General features: G+C 73.3%; 21 protein-coding genes and 7 tRNA genes. 11 read left to right on the top strand and 17 right to left on the bottom strand.

Going from position 1 to position 24,305, the window contains the following annotated elements:
• The first annotated feature begins 151 nt into the window (after nucleotides 1-151).
• Complete coding sequence (locus ACFYXE_RS27345; protein ID WP_389316491.1) at nucleotides 152-1,819, top strand: hypothetical protein; 1,668 nt, start codon at nucleotides 152-154, stop codon at nucleotides 1,817-1,819.
• 109 nt (nucleotides 1,820-1,928) lie between these two features.
• Here the strand turns inward: ACFYXE_RS27345 and ACFYXE_RS27340 are convergent, their stop codons facing one another.
• From ACFYXE_RS27340 to ACFYXE_RS27315, 6 genes are all read right to left on the bottom strand, one after another.
• Nucleotides 1,929-5,120 carry a M20/M25/M40 family metallo-hydrolase gene (locus tag ACFYXE_RS27340; protein ID WP_389316489.1) on the bottom strand — a complete coding sequence of 1,064 codons (3,192 nt, stop codon included), beginning with the start codon at nucleotides 5,118-5,120 and terminating at the stop codon, nucleotides 1,929-1,931.
• Nucleotides 5,121-5,340: 220 nt separating this feature from the next.
• On the bottom strand, nucleotides 5,341-6,813 hold the full coding sequence (locus ACFYXE_RS27335; protein ID WP_389316487.1) for a helix-turn-helix domain-containing protein: 1,473 nt from the start codon (nucleotides 6,811-6,813) through the stop codon (nucleotides 5,341-5,343).
• 108 nt (nucleotides 6,814-6,921) lie between these two features.
• Complete coding sequence (locus ACFYXE_RS27330) at nucleotides 6,922-7,491, bottom strand: HIT family protein (RefSeq protein ID WP_389316485.1); 570 nt, start codon at nucleotides 7,489-7,491, stop codon at nucleotides 6,922-6,924.
• Nucleotides 7,492-7,697: 206 nt separating this feature from the next.
• A complete protein-coding gene (gene thrS / locus ACFYXE_RS27325; protein WP_361179968.1) occupies nucleotides 7,698-9,680 on the bottom strand; it encodes a threonine--tRNA ligase in 1,983 nt (660 codons plus the stop codon).
• 101 nt (nucleotides 9,681-9,781) lie between these two features.
• A complete protein-coding gene (locus tag ACFYXE_RS27320) occupies nucleotides 9,782-11,011 on the bottom strand; it encodes a hypothetical protein (protein ID WP_389316846.1) in 1,230 nt (409 codons plus the stop codon).
• The gene (locus ACFYXE_RS27315; protein ID WP_389316482.1) at nucleotides 11,008-11,574 is read right to left on the bottom strand and encodes a DUF4365 domain-containing protein; all 567 of its coding nucleotides are present in this window, start codon (nucleotides 11,572-11,574) and stop codon (nucleotides 11,008-11,010) included. Before ACFYXE_RS27315 ends, ACFYXE_RS27320 begins: the two co-directional genes overlap by 4 nt.
• A gap of 168 nt (nucleotides 11,575-11,742) precedes the next feature.
• Between ACFYXE_RS27315 and ACFYXE_RS27310 the strand changes: the two genes are divergently transcribed.
• Complete coding sequence (locus tag ACFYXE_RS27310; RefSeq protein WP_361179975.1) at nucleotides 11,743-12,468, top strand: 3'-5' exonuclease; 726 nt, start codon at nucleotides 11,743-11,745, stop codon at nucleotides 12,466-12,468.
• 96 nt (nucleotides 12,469-12,564) lie between these two features.
• Here the strand turns inward: ACFYXE_RS27310 and ACFYXE_RS27305 are convergent.
• Nucleotides 12,565-12,636, bottom strand: a tRNA-Val gene (locus tag ACFYXE_RS27305).
• Nucleotides 12,637-12,675: 39 nt separating this feature from the next.
• A complete protein-coding gene (locus ACFYXE_RS27300; protein WP_361179977.1) occupies nucleotides 12,676-13,122 on the bottom strand; it encodes an SRPBCC family protein in 447 nt (148 codons plus the stop codon).
• Between the two features lie 102 nt (nucleotides 13,123-13,224).
• Between ACFYXE_RS27300 and ACFYXE_RS27295 the strand changes: the two genes are divergently transcribed.
• Nucleotides 13,225-15,621, top strand: a complete 2,397-nt coding sequence (locus ACFYXE_RS27295; RefSeq protein WP_389316480.1) for an SCO7613 C-terminal domain-containing membrane protein — start codon at nucleotides 13,225-13,227, stop codon at nucleotides 15,619-15,621.
• A 105-nt stretch (nucleotides 15,622-15,726) separates the two neighbouring features.
• Here ACFYXE_RS27295 and ACFYXE_RS27290 read toward each other — a convergent pair.
• A tRNA-Val gene (locus ACFYXE_RS27290) sits at nucleotides 15,727-15,798 on the bottom strand.
• Between the two features lie 66 nt (nucleotides 15,799-15,864).
• Complete coding sequence (locus tag ACFYXE_RS27285) at nucleotides 15,865-16,299, bottom strand: TIGR02611 family protein (RefSeq protein WP_389316478.1); 435 nt, start codon at nucleotides 16,297-16,299, stop codon at nucleotides 15,865-15,867.
• A 191-nt stretch (nucleotides 16,300-16,490) separates the two neighbouring features.
• Between ACFYXE_RS27285 and ACFYXE_RS27280 the strand changes: the two genes are divergently transcribed.
• Entirely contained in the window at nucleotides 16,491-16,904 is a 414-nt protein-coding gene (locus ACFYXE_RS27280; RefSeq protein ID WP_003959770.1) for an SsgA family sporulation/cell division regulator, read from the top strand.
• A gap of 218 nt (nucleotides 16,905-17,122) precedes the next feature.
• Nucleotides 17,123-17,680, top strand: a complete 558-nt coding sequence (locus tag ACFYXE_RS27275; RefSeq protein ID WP_361181690.1) for a CGNR zinc finger domain-containing protein — start codon at nucleotides 17,123-17,125, stop codon at nucleotides 17,678-17,680.
• A 29-nt stretch (nucleotides 17,681-17,709) separates the two neighbouring features.
• Here the strand turns inward: ACFYXE_RS27275 and ACFYXE_RS27270 are convergent, their stop codons facing one another.
• Both ACFYXE_RS27270 and ACFYXE_RS27265 read right to left on the bottom strand, forming a co-directional pair.
• Nucleotides 17,710-17,958 (bottom strand): hypothetical protein, encoded by a 249-nt coding sequence (locus ACFYXE_RS27270; RefSeq protein WP_361181692.1) that lies wholly within the window; start codon nucleotides 17,956-17,958, stop codon nucleotides 17,710-17,712.
• Nucleotides 17,959-18,282: 324 nt separating this feature from the next.
• Nucleotides 18,283-18,729: a hypothetical protein gene (locus ACFYXE_RS27265; RefSeq protein WP_389316476.1), complete on the bottom strand. Its 447-nt coding sequence runs from the start codon at nucleotides 18,727-18,729 to the stop codon at nucleotides 18,283-18,285.
• 208 nt (nucleotides 18,730-18,937) lie between these two features.
• On the opposite strand from ACFYXE_RS27265, the gene ACFYXE_RS27260 reads away from it, so the two are divergent.
• Nucleotides 18,938-19,465: a DsbA family protein gene (locus tag ACFYXE_RS27260; RefSeq protein WP_389316474.1), complete on the top strand. Its 528-nt coding sequence runs from the start codon at nucleotides 18,938-18,940 to the stop codon at nucleotides 19,463-19,465.
• Nucleotides 19,466-19,480: 15 nt separating this feature from the next.
• On the opposite strand, the gene ACFYXE_RS27255 is transcribed toward ACFYXE_RS27260, so the two are convergent.
• Genes ACFYXE_RS27255 through ACFYXE_RS27245 form a run of 3 tightly spaced genes read right to left on the bottom strand, consistent with a single transcriptional unit; the run spans nucleotide 19,481 to nucleotide 22,241 of the window.
• Entirely contained in the window at nucleotides 19,481-20,302 is an 822-nt protein-coding gene (locus tag ACFYXE_RS27255; protein ID WP_389316472.1) for a GNAT family N-acetyltransferase, read from the bottom strand.
• Nucleotides 20,303-20,355: 53 nt separating this feature from the next.
• Nucleotides 20,356-21,177, bottom strand: coding sequence for an aminotransferase class IV (locus tag ACFYXE_RS27250; protein WP_389316470.1), 822 nt, complete (start codon nucleotides 21,175-21,177; stop codon nucleotides 20,356-20,358).
• Nucleotides 21,174-22,241: a chorismate-binding protein gene (locus ACFYXE_RS27245; protein ID WP_389316468.1), complete on the bottom strand. Its 1,068-nt coding sequence runs from the start codon at nucleotides 22,239-22,241 to the stop codon at nucleotides 21,174-21,176. Before ACFYXE_RS27245 ends, ACFYXE_RS27250 begins: the two co-directional genes overlap by 4 nt.
• 144 nt (nucleotides 22,242-22,385) lie before the next feature.
• Between ACFYXE_RS27245 and ACFYXE_RS27240 the strand changes: the two genes are divergently transcribed.
• The 5 genes from ACFYXE_RS27240 to ACFYXE_RS27220 all read left to right on the top strand — a co-directional run bounded on the left by ACFYXE_RS27240 (nucleotide 22,386) and on the right by ACFYXE_RS27220 (nucleotide 22,861).
• A tRNA-Gly gene (locus tag ACFYXE_RS27240) sits at nucleotides 22,386-22,458 on the top strand.
• A 40-nt stretch (nucleotides 22,459-22,498) separates the two neighbouring features.
• A tRNA-Cys gene (locus ACFYXE_RS27235) sits at nucleotides 22,499-22,572 on the top strand.
• A gap of 1 nt (nucleotide 22,573) precedes the next feature.
• Nucleotides 22,574-22,645 (top strand) — tRNA-Val (locus ACFYXE_RS27230).
• A 40-nt stretch (nucleotides 22,646-22,685) separates the two neighbouring features.
• Nucleotides 22,686-22,757: transfer RNA gene (locus ACFYXE_RS27225), tRNA-Val, on the top strand.
• Nucleotides 22,758-22,786: 29 nt separating this feature from the next.
• Nucleotides 22,787-22,861 (top strand) — tRNA-Val (locus ACFYXE_RS27220).
• 54 nt (nucleotides 22,862-22,915) lie between these two features.
• Here the strand turns inward: ACFYXE_RS27220 and ACFYXE_RS27215 are convergent.
• On the bottom strand, nucleotides 22,916-23,233 hold the full coding sequence (locus ACFYXE_RS27215) for a zf-TFIIB domain-containing protein (RefSeq protein WP_389316466.1): 318 nt from the start codon (nucleotides 23,231-23,233) through the stop codon (nucleotides 22,916-22,918).
• 69 nt (nucleotides 23,234-23,302) lie between these two features.
• Nucleotides 23,303-24,295, bottom strand: coding sequence for a phosphotransferase family protein (locus tag ACFYXE_RS27210; protein WP_389316843.1), 993 nt, complete (start codon nucleotides 24,293-24,295; stop codon nucleotides 23,303-23,305).
• Nucleotides 24,296-24,305: the final 10 nt, after the last annotated feature.

Below are 24,305 nucleotides of genomic sequence, written 5' to 3'. Positions count from 1 at the left end.
CGACTTCCGGGCGGGCGGCATTGCGCCGTCCCCTGACGGATGCCGGTGCGCACGGATACGCTGATGACCTGATCAACGGAGGTCCCGGGCGGCAACAGGTGTGCCGGGCAGGGAAGTCGGGAAGAGCCGCAGCAGCGAAGGCGTCGCGGCGATGGGGGCGGCAGTGGCGGACGATGTATTCGACTTCAGGCCCGGGGCCCAGGTCCCGCTCTCCGGAGCCGCGGGCCAGACGGCGGCGACGCATGCCCTGGCCTCGGCGGCGTATCGCGACGGCGATGTCGACGGCATCCTCAAGGCCAACACCGAGTGGCACAAGTCCGAGGTGAAGCCCGGCCTCTGGTCGCTGTTCAAGCCGAATCTGGGCGAGGCGTTCGCGCGGACCGTGCAGGTGCGGATGCTCGGCGGCGGCCGCGCGCCGCTCATCCAGTCCTTCGGGACCGAGCCGCAGGCGGTCGTCGAGCACTGCCTCGCGGCGAACCGCATCCGCAAGGAGCGCGACAGCTGGCTGACCGCGGTGATGGCGCTGTGCGGCTTCCTCTTCCTGCCCGGCCTGCTGATCTGGCTCGTCGTCTTCACCATCCGGCGCCAAGTGGCCAAGAGCGAGGACAAGCGCGCGGGCGCGCTGGCCACGGCGGTGCTGGTCGCCGTGGGCGTGCTGGCCGTCATCTTCCTGGTCAAGCTGCCGTTCGGCGGCTTCTGGGCCTGGTATCTGCGTGCGGCGATCGTGCTGCCGGTGGTCGGCTGGTTCTGGGCCAAGCAGATCGCCGAGCGCACCGCGCGGGACCTGCGCGAGCGCTGGTCGAGCCTGCTCGCGGGCGGCGGCATCGGCGCCAAGATCCCCGAGGCGGTGCCCGGCAGCCCCGGCGAGACGGCCGCCGAGCGGCTCCGCCAGGGCCTGGCCAGGCTCTCCGCCGAGCAGCAGAGCAACTCCGTGTTCTACGCGGGCCCCAAGGGCATATTGGGCATGGGCACGCGCTGGGGCAGCTGGCAGCTCGCCGAGGAACTGGTGCCCGCCGACGCGGACAAGGAGATCCACCCCTTCCGCAGCTGGGATGTCATACGCGCGGTGCACGACCAGCTCCGCATGCTGGAGCGTGGCCCGCTGCACACCGGCGGCTTCCCCACGCCGGACATAAAGCACTGGATCGTCTCCCCCATCGGGGAGAACGCGGGCTCGGTGTCCCGCCCCTCCGGCACGGACGTCGAGGCCTTCCAGATCCGCGGCCACGAGATACAGCGCATCTGCAACGAGCAGCAGTTCGGCAGCGGGAACCGCCACTACCTGGGCGTGCAGTTCACGCTCTGGGACGGGCAGTTGGTCATCACGATGCTGATCACGGTCACCGTGCTGCACGAGACGCTGCGCATCGAGGTCACCGGCCACGCGCTGGGCCCGGTGAACCCGCTGTTCACCAGCAAGCCCTCCCCCAAGACGAAGACGGTCGCCAAGCCCATCAAGTTCTGGGAGACCACCCAGCGCAACCTGCCGCTGATAGACGCCGACGAGGTCGTCCGCCTCGCCCTCCGCGCCCCCTTCACCTGGTACCCGCCGCTCCTGGACTACCTCGGCGGCAAACTGGTGCTGCCCGAGCCCTTCGGCCTGCGGCACGCGTGGGCGGACAAGCCCTGGCGCCACCGCTTCATGGCCGACGACGCGCTGCGCGCGGCCACCCCGGTGCTGCGCGTGGTGCACTCGGCCGCGATCAAGGTCCTCGACGAGAACGGCGTCAACACCGAGAAGTTCGGCGCCCGCTCCGGCTTCCTCAGCGGGGCGATCCAGGACCCGATGCCGCGCAAGGCGGACGTGTACGACGCGTGAGGACCTGCCCCGCGTCAGGACGTGAGACGGGTGGGGCGGTGGGGTGCGTCCACCCCACCGCCCCGGTTCGTCCGCCGTCGGCCCGCGGGCCGGCGGCGGAGTCCGACGCTCAGACGGCCTGCCACAGGGCGGGCACGTTCGGCGGCTCCCAGCCCGGGTAGGCCGTGTGGCCCTGGATGCAGCGGTAGCGGACGCCGTTGTAGGTCACCACGTCCCCGGCCGCGTAGGTGGCGCCGAGCCGCCAGGTGGTGTCGCCCCCGCCGCCCGGCACGGTGAGGGTGTACGTGGTGGTGTGGCTGACCTGGCCGTTGCCCGTGAAGGTCAGCGTGTAGGTGCCGGGCGCCGTGCCCGCCGCGACCTCGACGGTGGCCGTCGCCGACTCGCCCGAGAGCACCGCGTCCGGGCTGATGGAGACGCTCACCGAAGCCGGCGCCCCGGAGGCCGTGAGCGCGACCTTCTGCGCCGACCCGCTGGTCGTCGCGGTGGCGAGGGTGACCTTCGCGGACGACCCGGGCTCGACGGTCCCCGAGGCCGGACTGGCGGCCAGGGAGAAGTCGTCCGTCGGGGCGGGCCGGTCGCTCACCGACGTCTTCCAGACCGCGTACGCGAGCCCGTCCGCGCTGCGGTCCAGCGCGGTGGCGCTGACGTTGGCGGGGGTGTCACAGGCGGAGTGGTAGCACGGGTCGTACGAACGGCCCGCCGTGCCGCCCCACTTCGCGGCCTCGGCAGCGGACTTCGTGGCCGAGGCACCGGTGGCGTAGCCGGACGTCGGGATGCCGACACGCTGGAAGGAGGCGTCGTCCGACCGCCCCTGCCCCTCGACGTTCTCCTGGGGTGCGAGGTTCAGGGAGGTCCAGTAGTCCCGCAGCGGGACCGAGGCGCTGGAGGTCAGGTTGTTGATGAAGTACCCGGCGTTCGACGAACCCACCATGTCGAAGTTGTAGTACGCCTTGATCCTGGCGCGTTCGGCGGCCGGGAGCGAACCGGCGTAGTACTCCGACCCGTTCAGGCCCTGCTCCTCGTCGGTCCACCAGGCGAAGCGGACGCGGTTCTTCATGGTGGGGTTGTTCTGCGCGAGGGCGAGCGCGGCCTCCAGGATCGCGGCGGAGCCGGAGCCGTTGTCGTTGATGCCGGGACCGGCGGCCACGCCGTCGAGGTGCGCGCCGAACATGTAGACGTTGTCCGCGTCGCCCTGCGGCCACTCGGCGACCAGGTTGTTGCCGGCGCCCGCCGAGCAGCCGGAGGCGCAGCCCTGCTCGGTCACCTTGTATCCGGCGGCCTCCAGCTTGCCCTTCACGTACGCGAGGGAGGCGCGGTAGCCGGTGCCGGTGGCGCGGCGGTTGCCGCCGTTCTGCCCGGCGATGGTGTTGAGCTGCGCGAGGTGGGCGCGCACCTTCTCCACGTCGATGTCCGGCGGCGGCGTCGGGTTGCCGCCACCGCCCACGGTCAGCGTGTACTGGACGGTGTGGGTCCTGGTGCCCGCGGTGCCGGTGACCGTGATCGGGTAGGTGCCCGGCGTCGTGGCGGACGAGGTGGTGACCTTGAGGGTGGCGTTGGAGCCGGACGTGACGGTCCCGGGGTCGAACGAGACGTTCACGCCGGTCGGGGCGCCCGCGGCGCTCAGCGCGATCTGCTGGGCGCTGCCCGTGACGGTCGTGGTGGTGACCGTGGCGGTCGTCGAGCCGCCCGGGTCGACCTTCCCGGAGGCCGGGCTCAGTCCGAGGGAGAAGTCGTTCTGCTGCCCGGAGCAGGTCGGGTCACCGCTCTGCGCCGGGACGCTGATGGCGTCCCAGGCCGCCTTGGTGGCGTTGAACAGACCGCAGCTCGCGTCCAGGTTCTTCGCCGAGGTGAGCGTGGCGGTGCGGTAGCGCTTGTACGTCATGCCGCTGGTCTTGAGCAGCATGGCGCCGTAGAAGACCTGGCCGGCGTTCTTGATGCCCACGCCGGTCACGGACTGCTGGTTGCAGGTGGGGCTGGAGGGCTTGCCGCCGCCGGGGCTCGAGCCCTCGGCCAGCAGGTAGAACCAGTGGTTCATGGGGCCGGCCGCCTTGTGCTCCTCCATGCCGGGGATCGAGGCGGAGTAGCAGTTGGGGTCGTTGTTGACCCGGCTCGGCTCGTACATGTTCCGGATCGGGCCGCGCCCCTGGAGGTTGATCATTTCCCCGACGGTGTAGTCGGGGGTGTCGTAGGGGGCGGGTTCGTTGATGTACGCCTCGGTCAGGGCGCCCATGATGTCGCCGGTCGCCTCGCCCAGGCCGCTCTCGTGGTTCGCGCCGCCGGGGGTGTTGGAGTCCAGGCCGTGGCCGAACTCGTGGGCGACGACGTCCACTCCGGCGATCCACTGGTTGGCGCTGTTGTGGCCGATGGTGACGGAGGAGCCGTTCCAGTAGGCGTTGAGCTCGTTCAGGCCCACGCTCACCGGCCAGCTGCCGCCGTTGCCGTTGTGCCCGTTGCGGCCGAACCACTCCTTGAACATGTTCCACTGCTTCTGCGCGGCGAACATCACGTCGACGCAGCCCGTCTCGCGGCTGGTGGGATCGCCGGTGCCCCAGTCGTCGGTCGCCTTGGTGAAGACCGAGCCCTGGTAGCTGGAGCACTGCAGACCGGGGCGGGTGGTGTCGCGCAGCACGTAGTTGGTGCCGGACCGGGAGGTGTCGATGGTCAGCGGGTCGGGGCCGTTCCACTTGCTGTGGCCGCTGCCCGCGCGCACGTCGTCGTAGGTGTCGATGACCTTGCCGGTGAGCGCGTCGACGAAGACGTGCAGCCTGCTGGGGTCACCGGCCCCGGTCCTGCCGGTCAGCGTGGTCTCCCAGGCGAGGGCGGGCGTGTCCTTCCTGACCCGGACCACCAGACGTCCGGCGTCGGCCTTCTTGACCGTGGCCAGCTCGGCGCGGCTCACCTTGACCGCCCGGGCCCGCGGCACCTTCGCCTCGGTGGTGACGGAGATCCTCGCGTCGGTCGCGGCCCTGACGGACCTGACCTTCCCCTCGCCGTCGGCGAGCACCACCGCGTCCGCGCCGACCACCGGCAAGCCGCGGTAGGTGCGTTCGTACGCGACCGAGTAGAGGCCCTTGACCCAGGGGGTGACCTGGTGCCGGTCGTACTGCTCCTCGGGCCCCTTGGCCAGCGAGTCGAGGCCGCTGCGCACCGCCTTGTCGGCGGCGGCGACGGCTCTCGCGAGGGGGTCCGGCTTGGCGGCGGCGGGTGCGGGCTGCGCCGCCGAGGCGAGGGACACCGGTACCGTCACCACCCCGAGTGCCAGGGCCAGGGTTATCCCGGCCGCTGCGGATCGTCTGAGCATCACGGCTCCTTGTGAGAGGTGTTGAGGCTCGATCGGGCCAGGAGGAGCGTGTGCGCGCCGGGGCGTGCGGGCGGACCCGCAGCTCCGCGTCCGAACTGACGGTGGCATGACACTCTCGTGGCTGGCGGAACCCTCACACCGGCCCGGTCCGCGGTCAATGGATTCCAGGCGCCCGGCACGCGTTGTCAAGAACTGGCAAGCGCGCGCGGGGGCGGGCGCCTCACTCCGACACGCTCCGCAGCCGCTCCCGGTACTCCCGGACCTCCGGCAGCTCGCCCCCGTACCGGGCCAGCCGTTCGTGCAGCCCGCGCAGCTCCGCGGTGATCAGCGACTCGCGCGCGCCCACCGCCTCGGCCAGGACGGGCTGCGCCAGCGTGACCGCCGCGACCGGATCACCGGCGCACGCCCAGCTGTCCGCGAGGCGCAGGGTGAGCAGCAGCCGCGCGGAGTGCATCACGGGCGGCAGCAGCGCGTACGACCGGGCGGTCGCCTCGATCGCCCGCCGGGCCACCGCCCGGTCCTGGGTCACCACCGCGAGGTCGCGCAGCGCCCCGCCGATCGCCGACTCGAGGCGCAGCACGCCCTCGGCGCCGCAGAGCCAGGGCGCTTCGAGGCGGTCCCGGTCGTCGAGCCGGGCGAACCTGCGCCGCGCCGTGGAGATGTGCCGTCGGCACGCGGCGGCGTCGTGGCCGAGCGCGTGGGCGCGCGCCTGGTACAGGTCGGCCAGCGTCGTCATCCAGCGCCGTCTGGCGTCCACCGCCCCGATGGCCTGCGCGTATCCGAGCATCGACGCGGCGTCCCCGTCTAGCCTGACGAGGGTGGCCATGTCGCTGAGGAGGGTCGCGCGGGCCTCGGCGTCCTGGGCGGCGTCCGCCCAGCGCAGGCCGTGCCCGAACCAGGCCATGGCGACACCGCTCTGCCCGCGCTCCATCCGCAGACGTCCGGCGACCTGGGCGTACTGAGCGGCGAGCCGCAGCTGGCCGTGCGGCAGCCGGCCCGTGGCGTTGACCGCGTCGGCCCAGCGGGCCACACCGCGCAGCAGCCGTTCCACCGTGGTCGCGCACGCGCCGGCGGCACGGACGAACGCCGCACGGATCAGGCAGGCGAGGACGGCGGTCAGGGCGTGCAGCAGCTCCGCCTCGGCGCCGCCCGGCTCACCGGTGCGGCCGAACGGCCCGGTGAGGGCGTTCAGCAGGTCCGGCACCGCGCCCCGGTCGGGTGTCGCGCAGCCCACCCTGCCGTGCAGCGGGCAGGCCAGGCCCTCGGCGGGCAGCCGCGCGGGCCAGGGCTGCGCGGACCACGGCCCCGCGGCCAGGAGGGCCGTTTCACCGGGCGGGCCCGCGCCCGGGACCGGAGCTCCCGCGATCGGAGGCCCCGGGACCGGAGCCCCCGGGATCGGGGCGAAGAGGGTGGGCGCGGTCAGCCGCGGGCCGGGTCCGCTCGGGGACGGGGGCCGCGCGACGAGGGCGGCGGCGAGCTGGCCGCCGGTCTCCAGGACCGCGTCGAGCCGGTCCACCAGGTCGAAGGGCGGTTCGCGCAGCCCGCCCTCCAGCCTGCTGATGAAGCTGTGGTGGTAGCCCACCCGCCTGCCGAGCTGGAGCTGGGTGAGCCCGGCCCGCCTGCGGTGGAAGCGCAGCCGCCGCCCGAACTCCGCCCACCCCCGGACCACCGACTGCGACGTGCCGACGGACATGACCCCTCCCTGACCCGGGCGCCTCCTGAAAGGAGGGTGGCAGGTGGGGTCGCCGCTTCCCACCCTCCTCCTGCGCAGGGGGGTCGATGCAATACGACGCCGTCGCCGCTAGTCGGCGGTGGTGGTGGGCCAGACGTCCGCGAGCATCTTGCGGGTGTCGCCGAGCAGCTGCGGCAGCACCTTGGTGTGGCCGACGACCGGCATGAAGTTGGTGTCGCCGCCCCAGCGCGGGACGATGTGCTGGTGCAGGTGCGCGGCGATGCCCGCGCCCGCCACGGCCCCCTGGTTCATGCCGATGTTGAAGCCGTGCGCGCCGGAGGCGGCGCGCAGGGCCGTCATCGCCTGCTTGGTGAGTTCGCCGAGCTCGGCCGTCTCGGCGGCCGTGAGGTCCGTGTAGTCGGCGACGTGGCGGTAGGGCACGACCATCAGGTGGCCGCCGTTGTACGGGTAGAGGTTCAGGACCGCGTACACCTGCTCGCCACGCGCGATGACGAGCCCGTCCTCGTCCGACTTCGCCGGGATCGAGCAGAACGGACAGCCGTCGTCGGCCCCCGGGCCCGTGGGCTTGTTCTCGCCCTGGATGTACGCCATCCGGTGGGGCGTCCACAGGCGCTGGAACGCGTCCTGCGTGCCGACTCCGATCTGCTGCTCCGGCTCACTCGTCATGACAGGCAGCATATGACTTCGCCCGTGGTGAGCGTGTCGGCGGGGCGGATCCCGGAGGCTTCGCGGCCGACCTTGGCCGATGATCGACTGCGCCGCCACGGGCAGGGCCCCCGGGGACATGTCCCCGGGGGCCCTGCCGGACGGCGTGCGCCGTGCGCCGGTCGATGCGTGCTCGGACCCGGGCGCGGTCCGCGCTCAGACCTGGGCGCGGTCCGCGCTCAGACCTGGGCGCGGTCCGCGACGGCCTTGGTGATCTTGGCGATGGCCTCGTCGGCCGGGATGCCGTTCTCCTGCGAACCGTCGCGGTAGCGGAAGGAGACGGCGCCGTTGGCCATGTCCTCGTCACCGGCGATGATCATGAAGGGCACCTTGGCCTTCTGGGCGTTCCTGATCTTCTTCTGCATGCGGTCCGACGAGGCGTCCACCTCGACGCGCAGCCCCTGCTCCTTCGCCTTGGCGGCGAACTCCTGGAGGTAGGGCACGTGCGCGTCGCCGATCGGGATGCCGGTCGCCTGCACCGGGGCGAGCCACACCGGGAAGGCGCCCGCGTAGTGCTCCAGGAGCACCGCGAAGAACCGCTCGATGGAGCCGAAGAGCGCCCGGTGGATCATGACGGGCTGCTGCTTGCTGCCGTCCGACGCGGTGTACTCCAGGCCGAAGCGCTTGGGCTGCTGGAAGTCGACCTGGATGGTCGACATCTGCCAGGACCGGCCGATGGCGTCCTTGGCCTGCACGGAGATCTTCGGGCCGTAGTACGCGGCGCCGCCCGGGTCCGGGACCAGCGGCAGGTCCTGCTTGGCGGCCGCCTGGCGCAGCGCCTCGGTGGCCTCCTCCCACTCCGCGTCCTCGCCGATGAACTTGTCGGACTCGGGGTCGCGGGTGGAGAGCTCCAGCTCGAACTCGTTCAGGCCGTAGTCGCGCAGCAGGTCGAGGACGAAGGTGAGGAGCGAGTCGAGCTCGCCCGCCATCTGCTCCTTGGTGCAGTAGATGTGCGAGTCGTCCTGGGTGAAGCCGCGCGAGCGGGTCAGGCCGTGCACGACGCCGGACTTCTCGTAGCGGTAGACCGTGCCGAACTCGAAGAGCCGCAGCGGCAGTTCGCGGTAGGAGCGGCCGCGCGCCTTGAAGATGAGGTTGTGCATCGGGCAGTTCATCGCCTTGAGGCGGTAGTTCTGCTCGTCGAACTCGATGGCCGGGAACATGCCGTCCGAGTAGTTCGGCAGGTGGCCCGAGATCTCGAAGAGGCGCTCCTTGGAGATGTGCGGGGTGTTCACGAACTCGTAGCCCGTGTCCTCGTGCCGCTTGCGGGAGTAGGTCTCCATCTCCTTGCGGATCACGCCGCCCTTGGGGTGGAAGACCGCGAGGCCCGGGCCGAGCTCCTCGGGGAAGGAGAAGAGGTCGAGCTCGGAGCCGAGCTTGCGGTGGTCGCGCTTCTCGGCCTCGGCGAGGAACTCCAGGTGCGCCTTCAGCTCGTCCTTGGACGGCCATGCGGTGCCGTAGATGCGCTGCAGCTGCGGGTTCTTCTCGCTGCCGCGCCAGTAGGCGGCGGCCGAGCGCATCAGCTTGAAGGCGGGGATGGCGCGCGTGGTGGGCAGGTGCGGGCCGCGGCAGAGGTCCTTCCAGCACAGCTCGCCGGTCTTGGCGTCGAGGTTGTCGTAGATGGTCAGCTCGCCGCCGCCCACCTCGGCGTCCGCGCCCTCAGCGGCGTTCGCCGCGTTGCCCTTGAGGCCGATGAGCTCCAGCTTGTACGGCTCGCCGGACAGCTCCTCGCGGGCGTCGTCGTCCGTGGTGACCCGGCGGGAGAACTTCTGGCCCCGCTTCTGGATCTCCTGCATCTTCTTCTCGACGCGCTTGAGGTCCTCGGGGGTGAAGGGCTCCGCGACGTCGAAGTCGTAGTAGAAGCCGTCCCGGATGGGCGGGCCGATGCCCAGCTTGGCCTCGGGGAAGAGCTCCTGCACGGCCTGCGCCATGACGTGCGCGGTCGAGTGGCGCAGGATGTTCAGGCCGTCCTCGGAGGAGATCTCCACCGGCTCGACCTCGTCGCCCTCGGCCACGGCGTACGCCAGGTCCTTCAGCTCGCCGGCCACGCGCGCGGCGACGACGGTGCGCTCACCGGCGAAGAGCTCGGCCGCCGTAGTGCCCGTCGTCACCACGCGCTCTTCCCGCTCGGAATCGCGTTGGATGATCACACGGACGTCTGACACCGGTCTCTCCTAGCTGAAGGGGGGTGCGCCGCTTTCTCTGTCGCGTACGCAGGAGGAGATGGTACCGAGCCACGGGGTCCCGCCGCGAAACGGCCGTCCGCTCAGTCCCCGCCGCACGCCTCCTCGAAGAAGTCGAGGTTCTCCTGGAGCGACTTCATGAGCCGGTCCCGCTCCGCCTCGTCGACCTGCACGGGCACCACCCCGGTCGCCCCGGTCAGCCTGCGGAAACCGCCCCGGCTCTCCAGCCGCCCGTGCACCCGGACCGGCAGCCCGACCAGATGCGCGTGCCCCGCGATGCGGTACGACTCCTCGTCCAGGGTCATCCGCACGTGCGGCACCTCCGCCCCCGCGATGACCCGGATCCGCACGGCGCCCTCGCCGCCAGGACCCGACCGGCGCATCCGCACCACGGCCCCGGTGATCCGTACCGGCACCGACGGCTCGTCGCGCAGGTACCGGGCGCCCGCCTCGCGCAGCGCCGCCAGGTCGCCGGGCGAGAACTCGACGGGCTCGGCGCGGGCCGCGCAGCCCTCGGGAACCCCGGCGCCGGGCGCCCACGCCACGGCGACGCGAGCGCCCTCCGTGCCCCGTACGAGCGCCACGATCGCCTCGGTCAGCTCGTGGCTGGCGCCCGCCTCGACCGCGCCGTCGAAGGCGTCCATGCCACCGGTGGCCCGCTGGTAGTCGACGGCCTCCCGGACCGCGTACAGCGCCTGGTGCAGCCGGACGGCGAGCGGCCGCCCGGCGCCGACGGGCACGAAGGCGGTGAGGCGGCGGCCGCCCGTCGCGGGCCCCACCAGGACGTGTTCCAGGGACGCGGCGGCGGGCCCGCGGTGGCGCGCCCCGTAGTACCCGGCGCGCCCGCGGGCGGCGAGTGCCCCGGCGAGCAGCATCTGCCGCGCGGCGGAGCGCAGCTGCTCCTCGGCCGGCCAGGTCGCGGCGCCCGCGGGCCCCACCGGCACGTCCCGCCACCAGTGGATCTCGTCGCTGGGCACGGCCAGGCCGACCAGCACGTCGCGGGCGGCGGGCGAGGAACTGCGGGACAGCGCGAGCAGCGCCTCGCCGATCAGGTCCTCGCAGTCCGGGAAGGCCCGGCTCTCCGGCACGAGCAGGCTGGTGCCCGCGCCGTCGGGGCCCGGCGGCGTCCACCGGGCGTAGCGCCCCGGGGCGCCGCCCCTGCGCTGCCAGCCGTGCCGGGCCAGGAGCGCGCCGAGCACGGCGGGGTCGACCCGGGAGGGTTCGGGCGGCCGGGACCAGCGGCCGCCGGCCGGCGCGGGGTGCGGGCGCACCGCGGGCACTGACGCGTCGTGCTCGAAGGGGCGGTGCATCAGGGTCTCCCTCCCGTCCCCACGCGGGTCATGATCTCGCAGAGCGCACGGTCGTCGAAGATCCGCGAGGTCGGGACGCGCACGGTGGTCCTGCGCCGGCCGGTCACCGGGTGCCCGGCGAGGTTGGTCCAGTAGCAGCAGTGCCGCAGGTCGAGCCGGTCGTGCCCGGCCCGCAGCCAGTCGTCCCTGGCCCGCGGCACGAGCATCACGACGAGGATCTTGTGCACCGAGACCGGGGTGCGGGCGAGCTTCTCCAGGTGCGGGTTGTCGAGCGTGAAGGAGAACGCGGGGCCCGGCGGGTTCGGTGCGATCTGGTAGGTCGCCTTGAGCTGCACCTTGATGGTCACCTCGTCGTCGACCGTGTGTCCGGGGGCGCTGTGACTGACGTGCCAGTCGATGCCGTTGTCCGGAAAGGGCTGGGAGAGCGAGCACCCCGCGGCGGCCGCGACGGCGTGCAGATATCCCACCTGAAGGGTCTCCATGCAGGCGGTGGTGGCGAGTGTGCCGCGCGGCGGTGCGATCCGCTCGGGCAGCAGCCCACCCTGTTCGGGCTGCGCGAGCGCCATGTCCAACTGACCTTCCGAACCGGGTACTTACCCACTCGGGCCGTCATCTCCAAAGCCCGGTACCTCTGTTGTCTCCGGCCCGCGTACAGCGCAAACGGCCCGGGTATCACCAGCGTGGGCAGGGGACCGAACGTCATCTGCCGGAACTGATCGAGGAGTTGCGTCACCATGACGTGCTGGTACGAGGGCCCCTTGGCCGCATTCGACACGGAGACCACGGGCGTCGACGTCGAGACCGACCGGATCGTGTCGGCCTCCGTCGTCGTCCAGCAGGGCGCGGGCACCCGCCCGCGCATCACCCGATGGCTGGTGAATCCGGGCGTACCCGTGCCCGAGTCCGCCACCGCCATCCACGGACTGACGGAGGATCATCTGCAGCGCACCGGCCGCTGGCCCGCGCCGGTGATGGAGGAGATAGCCCGCGATCTGGCCGAGCAGGGCGCGGCGGGCCGGCCGATCGTGGTGATGAACGCGCCCTTCGACCTGACCATCCTGGACCGGGAGTTGCGCAGGCACCGCGCCTCTTCGCTGAGCCGCTACACGGAGGGCTCGTCGTTGTGCGTGATCGACCCGCGGGTCCTGGACAAACAGCTGGACCGCTACCGCAAGGGCCGCCGCACGCTCACCGACCTCTGCGCGCACTACGAGGTGGAGCTCGCCGAGGCGCACGACGCGGCGGCGGACGCACAGGCCGCGATGGACGTCGTGCGGGCGGTGGGCCGGCGGTTCGCCGCGCGCCTGGAGCGCCTGACACCGGCCGAGCTGCACGCGCTGCAGGCCGTCTGGCACGCGGCGCAGGCCCGCGGTCTGCAGGCGTGGTTCGCCAAGAGCGGCACGCCGGAGATCGTGGACCCGGCGTGGCCGCTGCGTCCCGAACTCCGGGCGGCGGCCTGAGCGTCGGCACCCGGTACGGCGGGGCCGGTGCGCCGTGCGCCGGACGAGGGCAAGAAAAAAACCGGTCCGCCTGCTGACGGACCGGCATTCTCGGGGTGGGCGATACTGGGTTCGAACCAGTGACCTCTTCGGTGTGAACGAAGCGCTCTCCCACTGAGCTAATCGCCCGGGAACGGACTGAACCATACAGGTCCGGGCGCCTTTCCTTCAAACCGCTTTCAGCCGGGCCGCGAGGCCGCGCCGTCCGGCCCGCATCATCAGGGCGTGGTTGAGCAGGAACAGCGGGCGCCCGGGGACGGCGAGGCGCCTCATCAGGGGGCTGCGCACGTCGACCTCCTGGTCGTAGAGGGCGCGCGTACCGGCCGCCGCGGGCGTCACGGTCCAGCGCGCCCAGCCCTCCAGATCCCCGGTCATGGCGATCTCCAGGACCCCGGCCACGGGGTCGCGGCGGCGCTCGCGGGCGGTGACGAGGAGGTCGTACGGGAGCAGGGAGCGGAAGCGGGCGGTGCCGCTGTGCTCGTCGAGGGGTGTCATCTCGCGGACCTGCGGCCACCACAGCGGATAGTCCTCGGCCCGTTCCAGGGCGGCGAAGACGTCGGCGGGCGGCGCGGGCAGTTCCCAGACGCTGTGGAAGCGGTAGTGGCACCAGTCCATGGGCGGCAGTCTGCCCGAACACCGGCGCGCCGGGCGGAACTGAGTACGTCCTGAGTATCCGCACCGATGCCGCCCGGTGTGCCGCGCACCACACTCCACGGCATGACGAACATTCCACCCCCGGCCGAGGAGCTCCGCGCCCTCGACTGGGAGTTGCGCCACCTGGAGGCGCGCAGGACGCAGCTGCTGCAGCGCCGGGCCTGGCTGCTCGGTGTCCTGCGTGCGGCGGGCCCGGCCGGGCAGCCCCCTCGCCCGGCCGGCCCGCCCCCGGCCGGGGCCGGAGCGGCGCCGGCGAGCGCGCAGAACGTCCTGCTCACGCTGGGCGGGGTGCTCCTGACCGTCGCGGCGATCGCGTTCACGGTGGTGAGCTGGGGCCACTTGGGCATCGGTGGCCGCGCCGCGGTGCTCGGTGCGGTGACCCTCGCGGCGCTGGGCGCGCCCGCCCTGCTGCTGCGCCGCGGGCTGCGTTCGACGGCGGAGGCGGTGGCGGGCCTGGCGCTCGCGCTGACCGTCCTCGACGCGTACGCGGTGCGCCACCTCGTCCTCGCGGACGTGGACGCGCTGGGCTTCGCGGCAGGGGCCGCCACGCTCCTCGCCGCGCTCTGGGCGGGGTACGGGCTGCTCCTGGGCGAGCTGCGGCTGCCGCTGCCGTTGGCGGTGGCGACGGCGCAGCTGCCCCTCCTGCTGGGGGCGGGGGCCGCGCAGGCGGGTGCGCACACGACGACGGCGGCGCTGCTCGTGACGGCCGCCCTCGACGTCGCGCTGGCGCTCCGGGCGGGCGGCACGCAGGTCAAGCTCGCCGCCGCCGCGGGTGCCGTGCTGCTGGGCCTGGGCGGTGCGGCGAGCGCCGCTCGGCTGTCCGTGCTGGCCGCGGAACCGGCGGGGGCGGCGCGTGCGGGGGTGCTGCTGCTGTGCGCCGCCGCGATCGCGCTGGCGGCCGCGTGGTGGGCGCGGAGCCCGGAGGTCACGACGGGCACGGCGGTGGCCGGTGGCCTGCTCGCGGTGGCGGCGGCCGGCGGGGTGCTGCGCACCGCGCTGCCCGCGGCCTGGACGGTGCCGGCCCATCTGGCGTGCGGCATCGCACTGTTGGCCGCGGTGCGCCCGGCGCTGCCCGGGCCGCTGCGGCGCGGGATCCTGGCGGCCTCGGCCGCGGTGCAGGGTGTCGCGGCGCTGTGGGCGCTGACGGTGACCGCGGTCGCGCTGCTCGGGCCGTTCGCGTGGGTCGGCCGGGCCTGGTCGGGGGCGCCGTCGGACGCCCGGGAGGCCCTGCTGGTCGAACTGCCCGTGGCGCACCCGCTCCTGGCCCCGCTGGTGTCGGCGGCCGTCGCCGCCGTCCTGTTCCGCTCGGCCGGCCTGCTGCCCGTGGCGGCGCGCCGCCCGGCCCGGTACGCGGCGCCCGTGCTCGTCTGGTCGGCGGCCGTCGCGCTGCCGCCCGCGCTCCAGCTTCCCTACGCCGCCGGCCTGTCGGCGCAGGTCCTGCTGGCCGTCGTCCCGCTCGCCGTCGCAGCACGCGTCGGGTCCGCCCCGGCCGTCCTGACCGCCGCGGCCCTCGCGTCGGCGGCCTCCGTGAGTGCCGCGTTCCTCTCGCTGGCCACCGCCACCGCCACCCTCGGCACGCTCGGCGCCCTGACGGCGCTCTGCCTGGTGGTCTGCGCACTGCTGGCCCGCGCCGCCGCGCCCGCACCGGTGGCGGCGGCGCTCGCGGGCGGCGCGTCCGTGGCGTACGCGACCGCGCTGATCTGTGCTGCGGGCGCCGCGCAGGATCTGCGCCCGGCCACCGTGGGGCTGCTCGTCCTCGTGGTCCCCGCCCTCGCCGCGCTCGCCGCGGCCCGCCTGGGACGGCATCCCCTGGGACCGCCCGTCGAGATCGCGGCGGCCGTCTCCGCGGCCGTCGCGGTGGCCCTCACGGCCGGCGACGCGACCGCGCTCGCGACCGCCCTGGCGCTCGCCGGGCTCATCGCGTCGGGCACGGCGCTGCGGGCGGACCGGCGCGCCGCCGGGTACGCGGCCGCGGCCCTGTTCGTCCTGGCGAGCTGGGTCCGCCTCGGCGCCTGGGAGGTGTCGGCCCCGGAGGCGTACACCCTGCCGGTGACCGTGCCGGCCCTGGTCATCGGCATCCTGCGGCGGCGCCGTGATCCGGGGGCCTCGTCCTGGACGGCGTACGGGCCGGGCCTCGCGGCGACGCTGGTGCCGAGCCTCGCCACCGCCTGGGGCGACCCGCACTGGCAGCGGCCGCTGCTGCTGGGCACCGCGGCCCTCGCCCTGACGCTGGCGGGCGCCCACCGGCGGCTGCGTGCCCCGCTGGTCCTGGGCGGGGCGGTGCTCGCCCTGGTCGCGCTGCACGAACTGGCCCCGTACCTCGTGCAGGTCGCGGGGGCGCTGCCGCGCTGGCTGCCGCCCGCGCTCGCGGGCCTGCTGCTGCTCGCCGTCGGCGCCACGTACGAGCAACGCCTGCGCGATGCGCGCCGGTTCCGGAATGTTCTGGACCGAATGCGCTGATTCCGGTGCGCGGCCACGATCTGTGGGCCCGTCAATTCCTGTGAAAGGAACAGAAATACGAGAACGGCCCGGAGGCTTGATAAGCCTCCGGGCCGTAATCCGGGGTGGGCGATACTGGGTTCGAACCAGTGACCTCTTCGGTGTGAACGAAGCGCTCTCCCACTGAGCTAATCGCCCCGGGCGCACGGAGAACATTACCGCATGTCAGCGGGTGCTCCCGACCGCCTCGGAGTCACCCGTGGGTCACTCCTCGATCTTCCACGGCATCGTGATGCCGAACTTCCACACGTAGATGCCGACGAGCACCGCCACGATCACGAGGCCGATGGTCGTCAGGATGATGTTCCGGCGGCGCACCTTGGGGTCGAGCGCACGCTGCGCGGCCTCGGCGACCTTGCGCTTCGTCCAGCGCAGCACCAGCTGGGCCCAGACGAACTCGGTCGCCCAGATCGCCATGCCACCGAAGATCACCAGCCAGCCCGGACCCGGCAGGGGCAGCATGATGATGCCCGCGACGACCACCGCGAGACCCACGACGAAGACGCCGACCTGCCAGCTCAGGTGGAGGGCCCTGCGGGCCTGGACGAACTCCGGCGCACGCGAGCCGAGCGGCTGTTCGGGCTTGGCTCCGGCGGCCGGTTCCGTGACCCCCGCCGGCTCGTTACTCCCCGTATTCATGCGGCCAGACCTTACCGGACGGAAACCCGTCACCGGAATGGGTGCACGAACGGACGGGACAACCCGCCATACGGGGCACCTAAAGACACCCAAAACCCTCAGAGGGGTTTACAACGGCACCGTAGGTGGCATGTCGATTTCGCCGACGTGCGAATCCCCGAGCGCACACTGAGCGAAAGGCCCTGGCGCTTATGAACACCACGGTCAGCTGCGAGCTGCACCTGCGCCTCGTTGTGTCGAGCGAGTCCTCACTGCCTGTACCCGCAGGACTGCGGTATGACACGGCCGATCCCTATGCCGTGCACGCCACCTTCCACACCGGAGCCGAGGAAACCGTCGAGTGGGTGTTCGCCCGCGACCTCCTCGCCGAGGGCCTGCACCGGCCCACCGGTACCGGCGACGTCCGAGTCTGGCCGTCCCGGAGCCACGGTCAGGGCGTTGTCTGCATCGCCCTGAGCTCGCCGGAGGGCGAGGCTCTGCTCGAGGCCCCGGCGCGGGCCCTGGAGTCCTTCTTGAAGCGAACGGACGCAGCCGTGCCACCCGGCACGGAACACCGCCATTTCGATCTCGACACGGAGCTCTCACACATCCTGGCCGAGAGCTAGGACGCCATCCAGGCGCGTCGAGAACCACACACGCCGTCCGACTCGGGGCGACGGCGCGGGCAGTGACGACACAACGACACAAGGCGAACAGATGCAGACACCGGCGCCGTCGCCGCGGGACCCCCGCGGCGACGGCGCCGGTGCGTCCCCGGGCGGAGCCGCTAGCATCGGCCAGCATCGGCGGGCACCGGCCCGACCTCCAGGCCAGGGAGCGCATCGTGCTGATCACCCACGACACCCGGTGTTCCCTCGACGCCGTGGTCGATCTGGTGAACACCGCACCGGAGACGAACGGCACGGACGGCCTCGCGGACGTGGTGGCGCTCGCCGAGTTCGTCCGCACGCACGACGTGAGCGACGTCGGGACCCTCACGGACGGCGACCTGGCCGACGTGCTCCGCATCCGCGGGCGCTTCGGAGAGGTTTTCGCCAATCCCGAGCCGCGGGCCGCGTCCGCGATCATCAACGAGCTGATCGCGGCGGCGGGCACCACCCCACGGCTCACCGACCACGACGGCTACGACTGGCACATCCACTACTTCGCGCCCGGCGCCTCCGTCGCGGACCACCTGGCGGCCGACTGCGGGATGGCGCTGGCCTTCTTCGTGGTCGCCGGCGAGCAGGAACGGCTGCGCCGCTGCGAGGCCCCCGACTGCCGGCACGCCTTCGTCGACCTCTCGCGGAACCGCTCGCGCCGCTACTGCGACAGCCGCACCTGCGGCAACCGCCTGCACGTCGCCGCCTACCGCGCCCGCCGCCGGGAGGCCGCGGGCTGATCCGGCACCGGAAGCCCGCCCACAGGCTCCTAGAGCAGCAGGAGATCGTGCAGCGACGCCAGCAGGATCAGCGTGCCGATCACCGTCAGGAAGATCATCAGGGGTGGCTGGGAGAGGGCGAAGAGACAGCCCTGCCGTTCCTCGTGTCCGGCGGGCAGCTCCGCTTCGCCGTCGGGGCCGTGCCGCTCTGCGTCGGCAGGTCGTCGCTCATGGGCCGGTGCCTCGGGTCCGCCGTCGTCCGGCGGGGCGGCATCGCCCTGTGGGGTCGTGTCCAGCATCTCGTCGTGATGATGACGCAGCCATCGGACCCCCGCGTACCAACGCGGGCGGTCGCAGCGGGAGTTCGCCGGATTCCGTGAACCGCAAAAGTCCAGCGTCCGGCACGTTCCGGCCATGGCCCACCGGCGTGTCCCGTCACCGGACGCGACGGCATCGTCCGCACTCGAACGAGTGAGCCCCCGGCCGGGGAAGACAGACGGATGTTGACGACCGCGCTCGGCCCGGCGGGTCGACGGGGTGACGGGGTGACGGGGTGACGGGGTGAACGTACTGGCGGAGCTCCGGTCGGGCCGCCGACCGCCGCGGGGGCGGTCCGGCCGCTGTCAGATGCCGTGCTTCTTCAGGATCGCCTCGATGTCGCTGAAGTCCTCGGCGGGCGCGGTCGCCTGCGGTTTCGCCGCGGGGCGGCCCGCGGCGGGCCGGGCGCCCGCTCCGAGCGAGGGCGCCGAGGCGGCGGGGGCGACCGCCTCGCGCTGGGCGGCCTTCGCGGCCCTGCGCTCCTTGCGGGTGCCGCCCGAGCGCCGCTCGACGGCGCGGGTGCCCAGGAACATGAGCCAGGCCACGCCCAGCACGCCGAAGCCGACCCACGCCTTGAGGCTGAACGCCGTGTCGGCCGCCCAGCCGACGACGCCCGTCAGCACCAGACCTATCGGGACCAGGGAGTACGCGGCGAGGCGGGCCGCGGACAAGAAGCGCTTGCGGTAGGCCGTGACCGCGGCGATGCCCAGCCCGGCCGCGGATACGGCGGAACAGACGGTCTCGGCAATCATCCGGTCCTCCAGGCATGCAGGCGTACGTCGCAGAAACGACGGTGTCGTCCCTTCCATCCTGCACCGGGTGGGCGCCGCGGAGCCATGTCCGGTGCGGACCTCAGGGACATTTCCGGGTCATCTCGGGGTCCGGCCTCCTCCGCAGGTGCCGGTCGGCGGCCGTCCGGGCCGGTTGGGAGGCGGGTGCGCGGGCTGGGAGACTGTGCGCATGAGCGACTCCCCCTCCGACCGCCCCGCCCGCCCCGTCGTCCTCGACGTCTGGTGCGAGCTGCAGTGCCCCGACTGCCGTACCGCCCTCGACGACGTCCGCGCCCTGCGCGCCCGCTACGGCGACCGCGTCGAGCTGCGCCTGCGGCACTTCCCCCTGGAGAAGCACAAGCACTCCTTCGCCGCCGCCCAGGCCGCCGAGGAGGCCTTCGAGCAGGGCAAGGGGTGGCCCTACGTGGAGGCGGTGCTCGCCGGGGTCGAGGACCTCGACCGCGAGGGCGAGCGCCACCTGGTGGACACCGCCCGCGAACTGGGCCTGGACGCGGAGGAGTTCGACACCGCCCTGATCGACGGACGGCACATCCTGATCGTCGACGCCGACCAGGCCGAGGGCAAGGCGATCGGCGTCACCGGCACCCCCACGTACGTCATCGACGGGGAGCGCCTGGACGGCGGCCAGAGCCAGGAGGGGCTGCGCGGGCGCATCGAGGAGATCGCCGACCGGCTCCTCGCGGCGGACGCCGGCTGAGCACGGCCCCGGCGGCTAGAGCAGCGCCTTGTAGAGGGAGTACGAGGTCGGTTCGTAGCCGAGCGACTCGTACAGCCGCAGGGCCGGGGTGTTGCCCGCGAAGACGTTGAGGCCGATCCGCTGCCGTCCCGCCGCGTGGGCCTGGGCCTGCGCGGCGAGCATCAGGGAGCGGCCGTGGCCCTGCCCGCGCTGCTCGGCGTCGACCTCGACGTCGAACACGAACGCGTCGCCGTCGAGCACCGAGAGCCACAGCGTGCCCACCCGGACGCCGTGGTGAGTGAGGACGCTCAGCCAGGTGTCCGGGGTCGCCAGGCCCCGGGGGAGGTTGCGGGCGTGGTCGGCCTCGGACTTGGCGCGCGCCTCGGCCTCGGGCACGCCCCTGTCCCTCCAGGTGCGCGCGTAGAGCTCCTTCGCGCGCACCGCCCACGCCTCGAACTCGTCGCCGGTCATCGGCCGCGCCGCGGTGCCCTCGGGCAGCGCGGGCGCGGCGCCGAGCGGCTTGGCCATCCGGCGGTTGCGCTCGACGTACCCGAGCGCCGTGACCAGCCGCAGGGCCGCCGTGGCGGCGGCCGGGACCGTCACCTCGATGCGTACGCAGCCCCAGCCGCGCGCGACCTCCTCGGCGGCCAGCGCCGCCACCGTGCCGCGGCCGCGCCTGCGGTCGGGCGGCGCGATCCGCAGATCCCGCAGACCGCAGACCGTGGGGCCGAACACCTCGTCCGTGGCGAGACCCACCGACCCCACGGGACGGCTGTTCACGCAGACCTCGTACGTGCGCGACTTGGCGCCGTCGGCGCCCTGCTGGAGCGGCCCGGTCGGCCGCAGGGTGGTGGTCATCCCTCACGTTCTACCCGCCCCGGGGCCGCGCCGTCACCGGGGTTTCCCCGGGGCTACGGATCCAGGTCGCCGGCGGCCCGCTCGGCGAACACCCGCATCGCCTTGGCGGTCACCGGGCCGGGGGCGCCCGGCAGTTCGCGTCCGTCGACGCGGTGCACGGCCTGCACGTCGCGCAGCGTCGACGTCAGGAAGACCTCGTCGGCCCGCGCCAGGACGTCCAGCGGCAGGTCGGTCTCGTGGGCGCCCGTCCACTCGGCGGCCAGTTCGCGGGTGATGCCCGCCAGGCATCCGGAGGCGACCGGCGGGGTGTGGACCTCGCCGCCGAGCACCACGAAGACATTGGATCCCGTGCCCTCGCAGAGCTGCCCGACGGTGTTGGCGAACAGGGCCTCCGAGGCGCCCTGCTCGTGCGCGCGGGCCAGGGCGACCACGTTCTCCGCGTACGAGGTGGTCTTCAGGCCGGTCAGCGCGCCGCGTTCGTTGCGCGTCCAGGGCACCGTGATCACGGCGGTGGTGTCGGGGCGGCGGCCCGCCTCGCCGAGCGCCACGACCAGCGTGGGCCCGTCGTCGCCGCGGTCCGAGCCGAGCGGCGAGAGCCCGCCGGTGAAGGTGATCCGCAGCCGGCCGAGCGGCAGCGGGTTGGCGTCGAGGACGGCGGCGCAGGCGCGGCGGACCTCGTCGAGGTCCGGCTCCGGCAGCCCGAGGCCGTGCGCGGACCGCGCGAGGCGGGCCAGGTGGCGGGTCAGGGCGAAGGGCCTGCCCTCGACCGTCTTCACCGTCTCGAAGATGCCGTCGCCGACGGTCAGCCCGTGGTCGAGCACGGAGACGCGGGCGGATTCGACGTCCTGCAGCCCGCCGTTGAGCCAGATCTTCACGTTGGGGTTCCTCCACTCGCTGCGTACGTCCCCGACGCTACCGCCAGCAGGCGCGCCGCCTTCAGCTCGGTCTCCCGCCACTCCCCCTCGGGGTCCGAGCCCCAGGTGATGCCGGCCCCGGTGCCGAAGCGCAGCATGCCCTCGGCCCGGTCGATCCAGAAGGTGCGGATGCCGACGGCGAGCTCCCCGGTGCCCCGGTCGGCGTCGACCCAGCCGATGCCGCCGCAGTAGGGGCCGCGCGGCGCGGTCTCCAGCGCGTCGATGATCCGCAGCGCGCTGGACTTGGGGGCGCCGGTGACGGAGCCGGGCGGGAAGGTGGCCTCGAACAGCTCGGGCCAGCCCGCGCCGGGGCGCAGCTCGCCGCTGACGGTGGACACGAGGTGGACCAGGCCGGGGTGCTTCTCGACCACGCAGAGGTCGGGGACGGTCACCGAGCCGGTGGCGCAGACCCGCCCGAGGTCGTTGCGGACGAGGTCCACGATCATGACGTTCTCGGCGTAGTCCTTCTCCAGGAGGTCCGCCTCGGTGCGCCCGGTCCCCTTGATGGGGCCGGACTCCACCGTGCGCCCGGCGCGGCGCAGGAAGAGCTCGGGGGACGCGGTGGCGATCTCCACGCCGTGCCCGGGAAGCCGGATCGTCCCGGCGTAGGGGGCGGGGTTCCCGCGCGCGAGGAGGGCGGTCAGGGCGTCCACGTCGGCGTCGGCGGGGACGGGCGCGGACAGCACGCGGCAGAGGTTGGCCTGGTAGACCTCGCCGGCGGCTATGTGGGCACGCACCTGCCGGACGCCCGCCAGGTACGCGGCGCGGTCGAGGGACGACGTCCAGTCACCGGCGGCCGGGCCGCGCCACCGGCCGGGCACGGGCGCGGGCACCGCCTCGTGGCGCACGTCGTCGAAGCGGGCGCACACCAGACCCCCCTCGAAGTCCGCGGACACCGCCCAGAAGCCGGTGGAGTCCAGGGCCGCGGGGTCGCTGGTCACCTCGCGCAGCCCGGTGGCCACGCGGCCGCCGAAGCGCGCCAGGGGAGGAAGCGCGGAAGGGGATGTCAGAGGGGGGTTGTGCACGGCTGTGAGTCTATGACCGGTGTCCCGGCGGCGCCCGGGGCGACGACAGCGCAGCACGCTGCGCAAACGCGTTTTTGTACTGGCCCAGGAATCCGCTAGAGTTCAACACGTCGCCGGGACGCGCAAGCGGACCGGGAAAGACAAGCGGACGTAGCTCAGTTGGTAGAGCGCAACCTTGCCAAGGTTGAGGTCGCCAGTTCGAACCTGGTCGTCCGCTCGCAGGAAAGTGGGGGATCTTCCCGAACCCCTACGCTCCTGGTGGAGTGGCCGAGAGGCGAGGCAACGGCCTGCAAAGCCGTCTACACGGGTTCAAATCCCGTCTCCACCTCCAAGGACGATTAGCTCAGCGGGAGAGCGCTTCCCTGACACGGAAGAGGTCACTGGTTCAATCCCAGTATCGTCCACTGGATCTTCGCGAGGGCTCGCCCTCGAAGGTCCGATCCCGCGCGATTAGCTCAGCGGGAGAGCGCTTCCCTGACACGGAAGAGGTCACTGGTTCAATCCCAGTATCGCGCACGCAGTACGCAGCACACGCAGGTTCACCTGCGCGATTAGCTCAGCGGGAGAGCGCTTCCCTGACACGGAAGAGGTCACTGGTTCAATCCCAGTATCGCGCACCATCCCTACGAAGCCCCCGGCCGTCTCCTCGGCCGGGGGCTTCGTCGTTCCTCCGGTCAGGAGGAGAAGAGCATGTGCCCGAAGCTCTTGTGGCGCTTGTCGTGGTGGCCGTGGTGGCCGTAATGCCCGCCGTGGCCGCCGTGGCTGCCGGGCGGGACGCCCCAGGCGGGTGCCTGGGCCGGCGGGTAGCCCTGCGGGGCGGGCGGCGCGGGCGGCGGCGGGACCTGCTGACCGCCCCACTGCGCCTCCAGGCGGGTCAGGGACTCCAGCTCGCCGTAGTCCAGGAATATCCCGCGGCAGTTGTTGCACTGCTCGATCTGGACGCCGTTGCGGTTGTACGTGTGCATCGGTGCATGACACTTGGGGCACTGCATGGGCGGCTCAACTCCTCGCCGGTGGTGACAGCTTCGCCGGAACACTGCCCGGCTTCGGTGCGTCGCACCCTACTTCGTCCCGTCCGGGGCCAACTCGGGCGGGCGAGCCGTGACGTGGCCCATCCGGTCGCAGGCGTCGACCACCGCCTGCTCGACCTCGTCCAGGGGGCGGGCGGCGGCCGTCGCCCTGGCGATCGCGAGGGCGGCGGTCTGCACGGTCAGGGCGCGGGCCGGGACGTCCAGGGCGGGCCAGGGGTCGGCGCCGTCCGCCGGGACCGCGGGGCCGCCCGCCGCGCGGTAGGCGTCGAGGAAGCGGGTCCACTCGGTGGCGTCGAGCAGCCCGCAGGCGAACCAGGCGGCGGGGCGGGCCAGGTCCCACGCGGGGTGTCCCGCGCCGAGGTCGTCGACGTCGATGAGCAGCCAGTGGCCCTCGGGGGTGCGGACGAGCTGGCCCAGGTGCAGGTCCCCGTGGCACGGCCGCCCGGGACCGCCGGGTGCGGGCGCCTCGCCCCTGACCCAGGGCGGCAGGCCCGCCCAGGCACGCAGGACCGGGGCGGCGGCGGGGTGCGGTCCCGCCTGCCGGAGCCGGTCGACGGCGCGGGCCGCCTTGAGGGGGCCGCGCATGGGCGGGAGCGGGTGCGGAAGCACGGCCGGGGGTGTGGCGTGCAGCCGGGCGAGGAGGGTGGCGGCGGCCTCCCAGGGGGCGGCGTCGGGGTCGTCGCGGTCGACCGGGGTGCCGTACGGCCAGAGGGTGACCGGCCGGCCGTGCAGGGCGGCGGCGGCCGGGTGGAGCGGGGCGAGCAGGATGCCCGGCAGGCGGGCGGCCACGGACAGGCGTACGGCCAGCTCGGCGGGGTCCGTCCCGGGGGCGTGGGCCTTGGCCACGACGTCCGCGTGCCGTACGACCGTGGCGTCCGCCCGCTCGGCGAGCACCGCGTCCTGTGCCGCGCAGGCGCAGGGGCCGGGGCCGGGGGCCAGAGGGTGGGCGGCGGCGCGGGCCTTGGCGGTCAGGGCGGGGAGGATCGCGGAGGTCACGGTGCTTTCCGTACGGGAGGCGGGCAGGGGTGTGCGG

Origin of the sequence: Streptomyces sp. NPDC002564, from assembly GCF_042889645.1 — a bacterium.
GTDB lineage: Bacteria > Actinomycetota > Actinomycetes > Streptomycetales > Streptomycetaceae > Streptomyces.
Note: the sequence above shows the minus strand (reverse complement) of the source record. Positions and strands in the feature narration are given on the sequence as shown.

Coding starts and splice junctions, on each gene's coding strand:
- ACFYXE_RS27280 (WP_003959770.1), top strand. CDS start 16,491: ATGAACACCACGGTCAGCTGCGAGCTGCACCTGCGCCTCGTTGTGTCG.
- ACFYXE_RS27340 (WP_389316489.1), bottom strand. CDS start 5,120: ATGCTCAGACGATCCGCAGCGGCCGGGATAACCCTGGCCCTGGCACTC.
- ACFYXE_RS27315 (WP_389316482.1), bottom strand. CDS start 11,574: ATGGCGCTCGCGCAGCCCGAACAGGGTGGGCTGCTGCCCGAGCGGATC.
- ACFYXE_RS27285 (WP_389316478.1), bottom strand. CDS start 16,299: ATGAATACGGGGAGTAACGAGCCGGCGGGGGTCACGGAACCGGCCGCC.
- ACFYXE_RS27270 (WP_361181692.1), bottom strand. CDS start 17,958: ATGCTGGACACGACCCCACAGGGCGATGCCGCCCCGCCGGACGACGGC.
- ACFYXE_RS27330 (WP_389316485.1), bottom strand. CDS start 7,491: ATGCTGCCTGTCATGACGAGTGAGCCGGAGCAGCAGATCGGAGTCGGC.
- ACFYXE_RS27345 (WP_389316491.1), top strand. CDS start 152: ATGGGGGCGGCAGTGGCGGACGATGTATTCGACTTCAGGCCCGGGGCC.
- ACFYXE_RS27255 (WP_389316472.1), bottom strand. CDS start 20,302: ATGACCACCACCCTGCGGCCGACCGGGCCGCTCCAGCAGGGCGCCGAC.
- ACFYXE_RS27215 (WP_389316466.1), bottom strand. CDS start 23,233: ATGCAGTGCCCCAAGTGTCATGCACCGATGCACACGTACAACCGCAAC.
- ACFYXE_RS27300 (WP_361179977.1), bottom strand. CDS start 13,122: ATGGACTGGTGCCACTACCGCTTCCACAGCGTCTGGGAACTGCCCGCG.
- ACFYXE_RS27295 (WP_389316480.1), top strand. CDS start 13,225: ATGACGAACATTCCACCCCCGGCCGAGGAGCTCCGCGCCCTCGACTGG.
- ACFYXE_RS27335 (WP_389316487.1), bottom strand. CDS start 6,813: ATGTCCGTCGGCACGTCGCAGTCGGTGGTCCGGGGGTGGGCGGAGTTC.
- ACFYXE_RS27310 (WP_361179975.1), top strand. CDS start 11,743: ATGACGTGCTGGTACGAGGGCCCCTTGGCCGCATTCGACACGGAGACC.
- ACFYXE_RS27260 (WP_389316474.1), top strand. CDS start 18,938: ATGAGCGACTCCCCCTCCGACCGCCCCGCCCGCCCCGTCGTCCTCGAC.
- ACFYXE_RS27265 (WP_389316476.1), bottom strand. CDS start 18,729: ATGATTGCCGAGACCGTCTGTTCCGCCGTATCCGCGGCCGGGCTGGGC.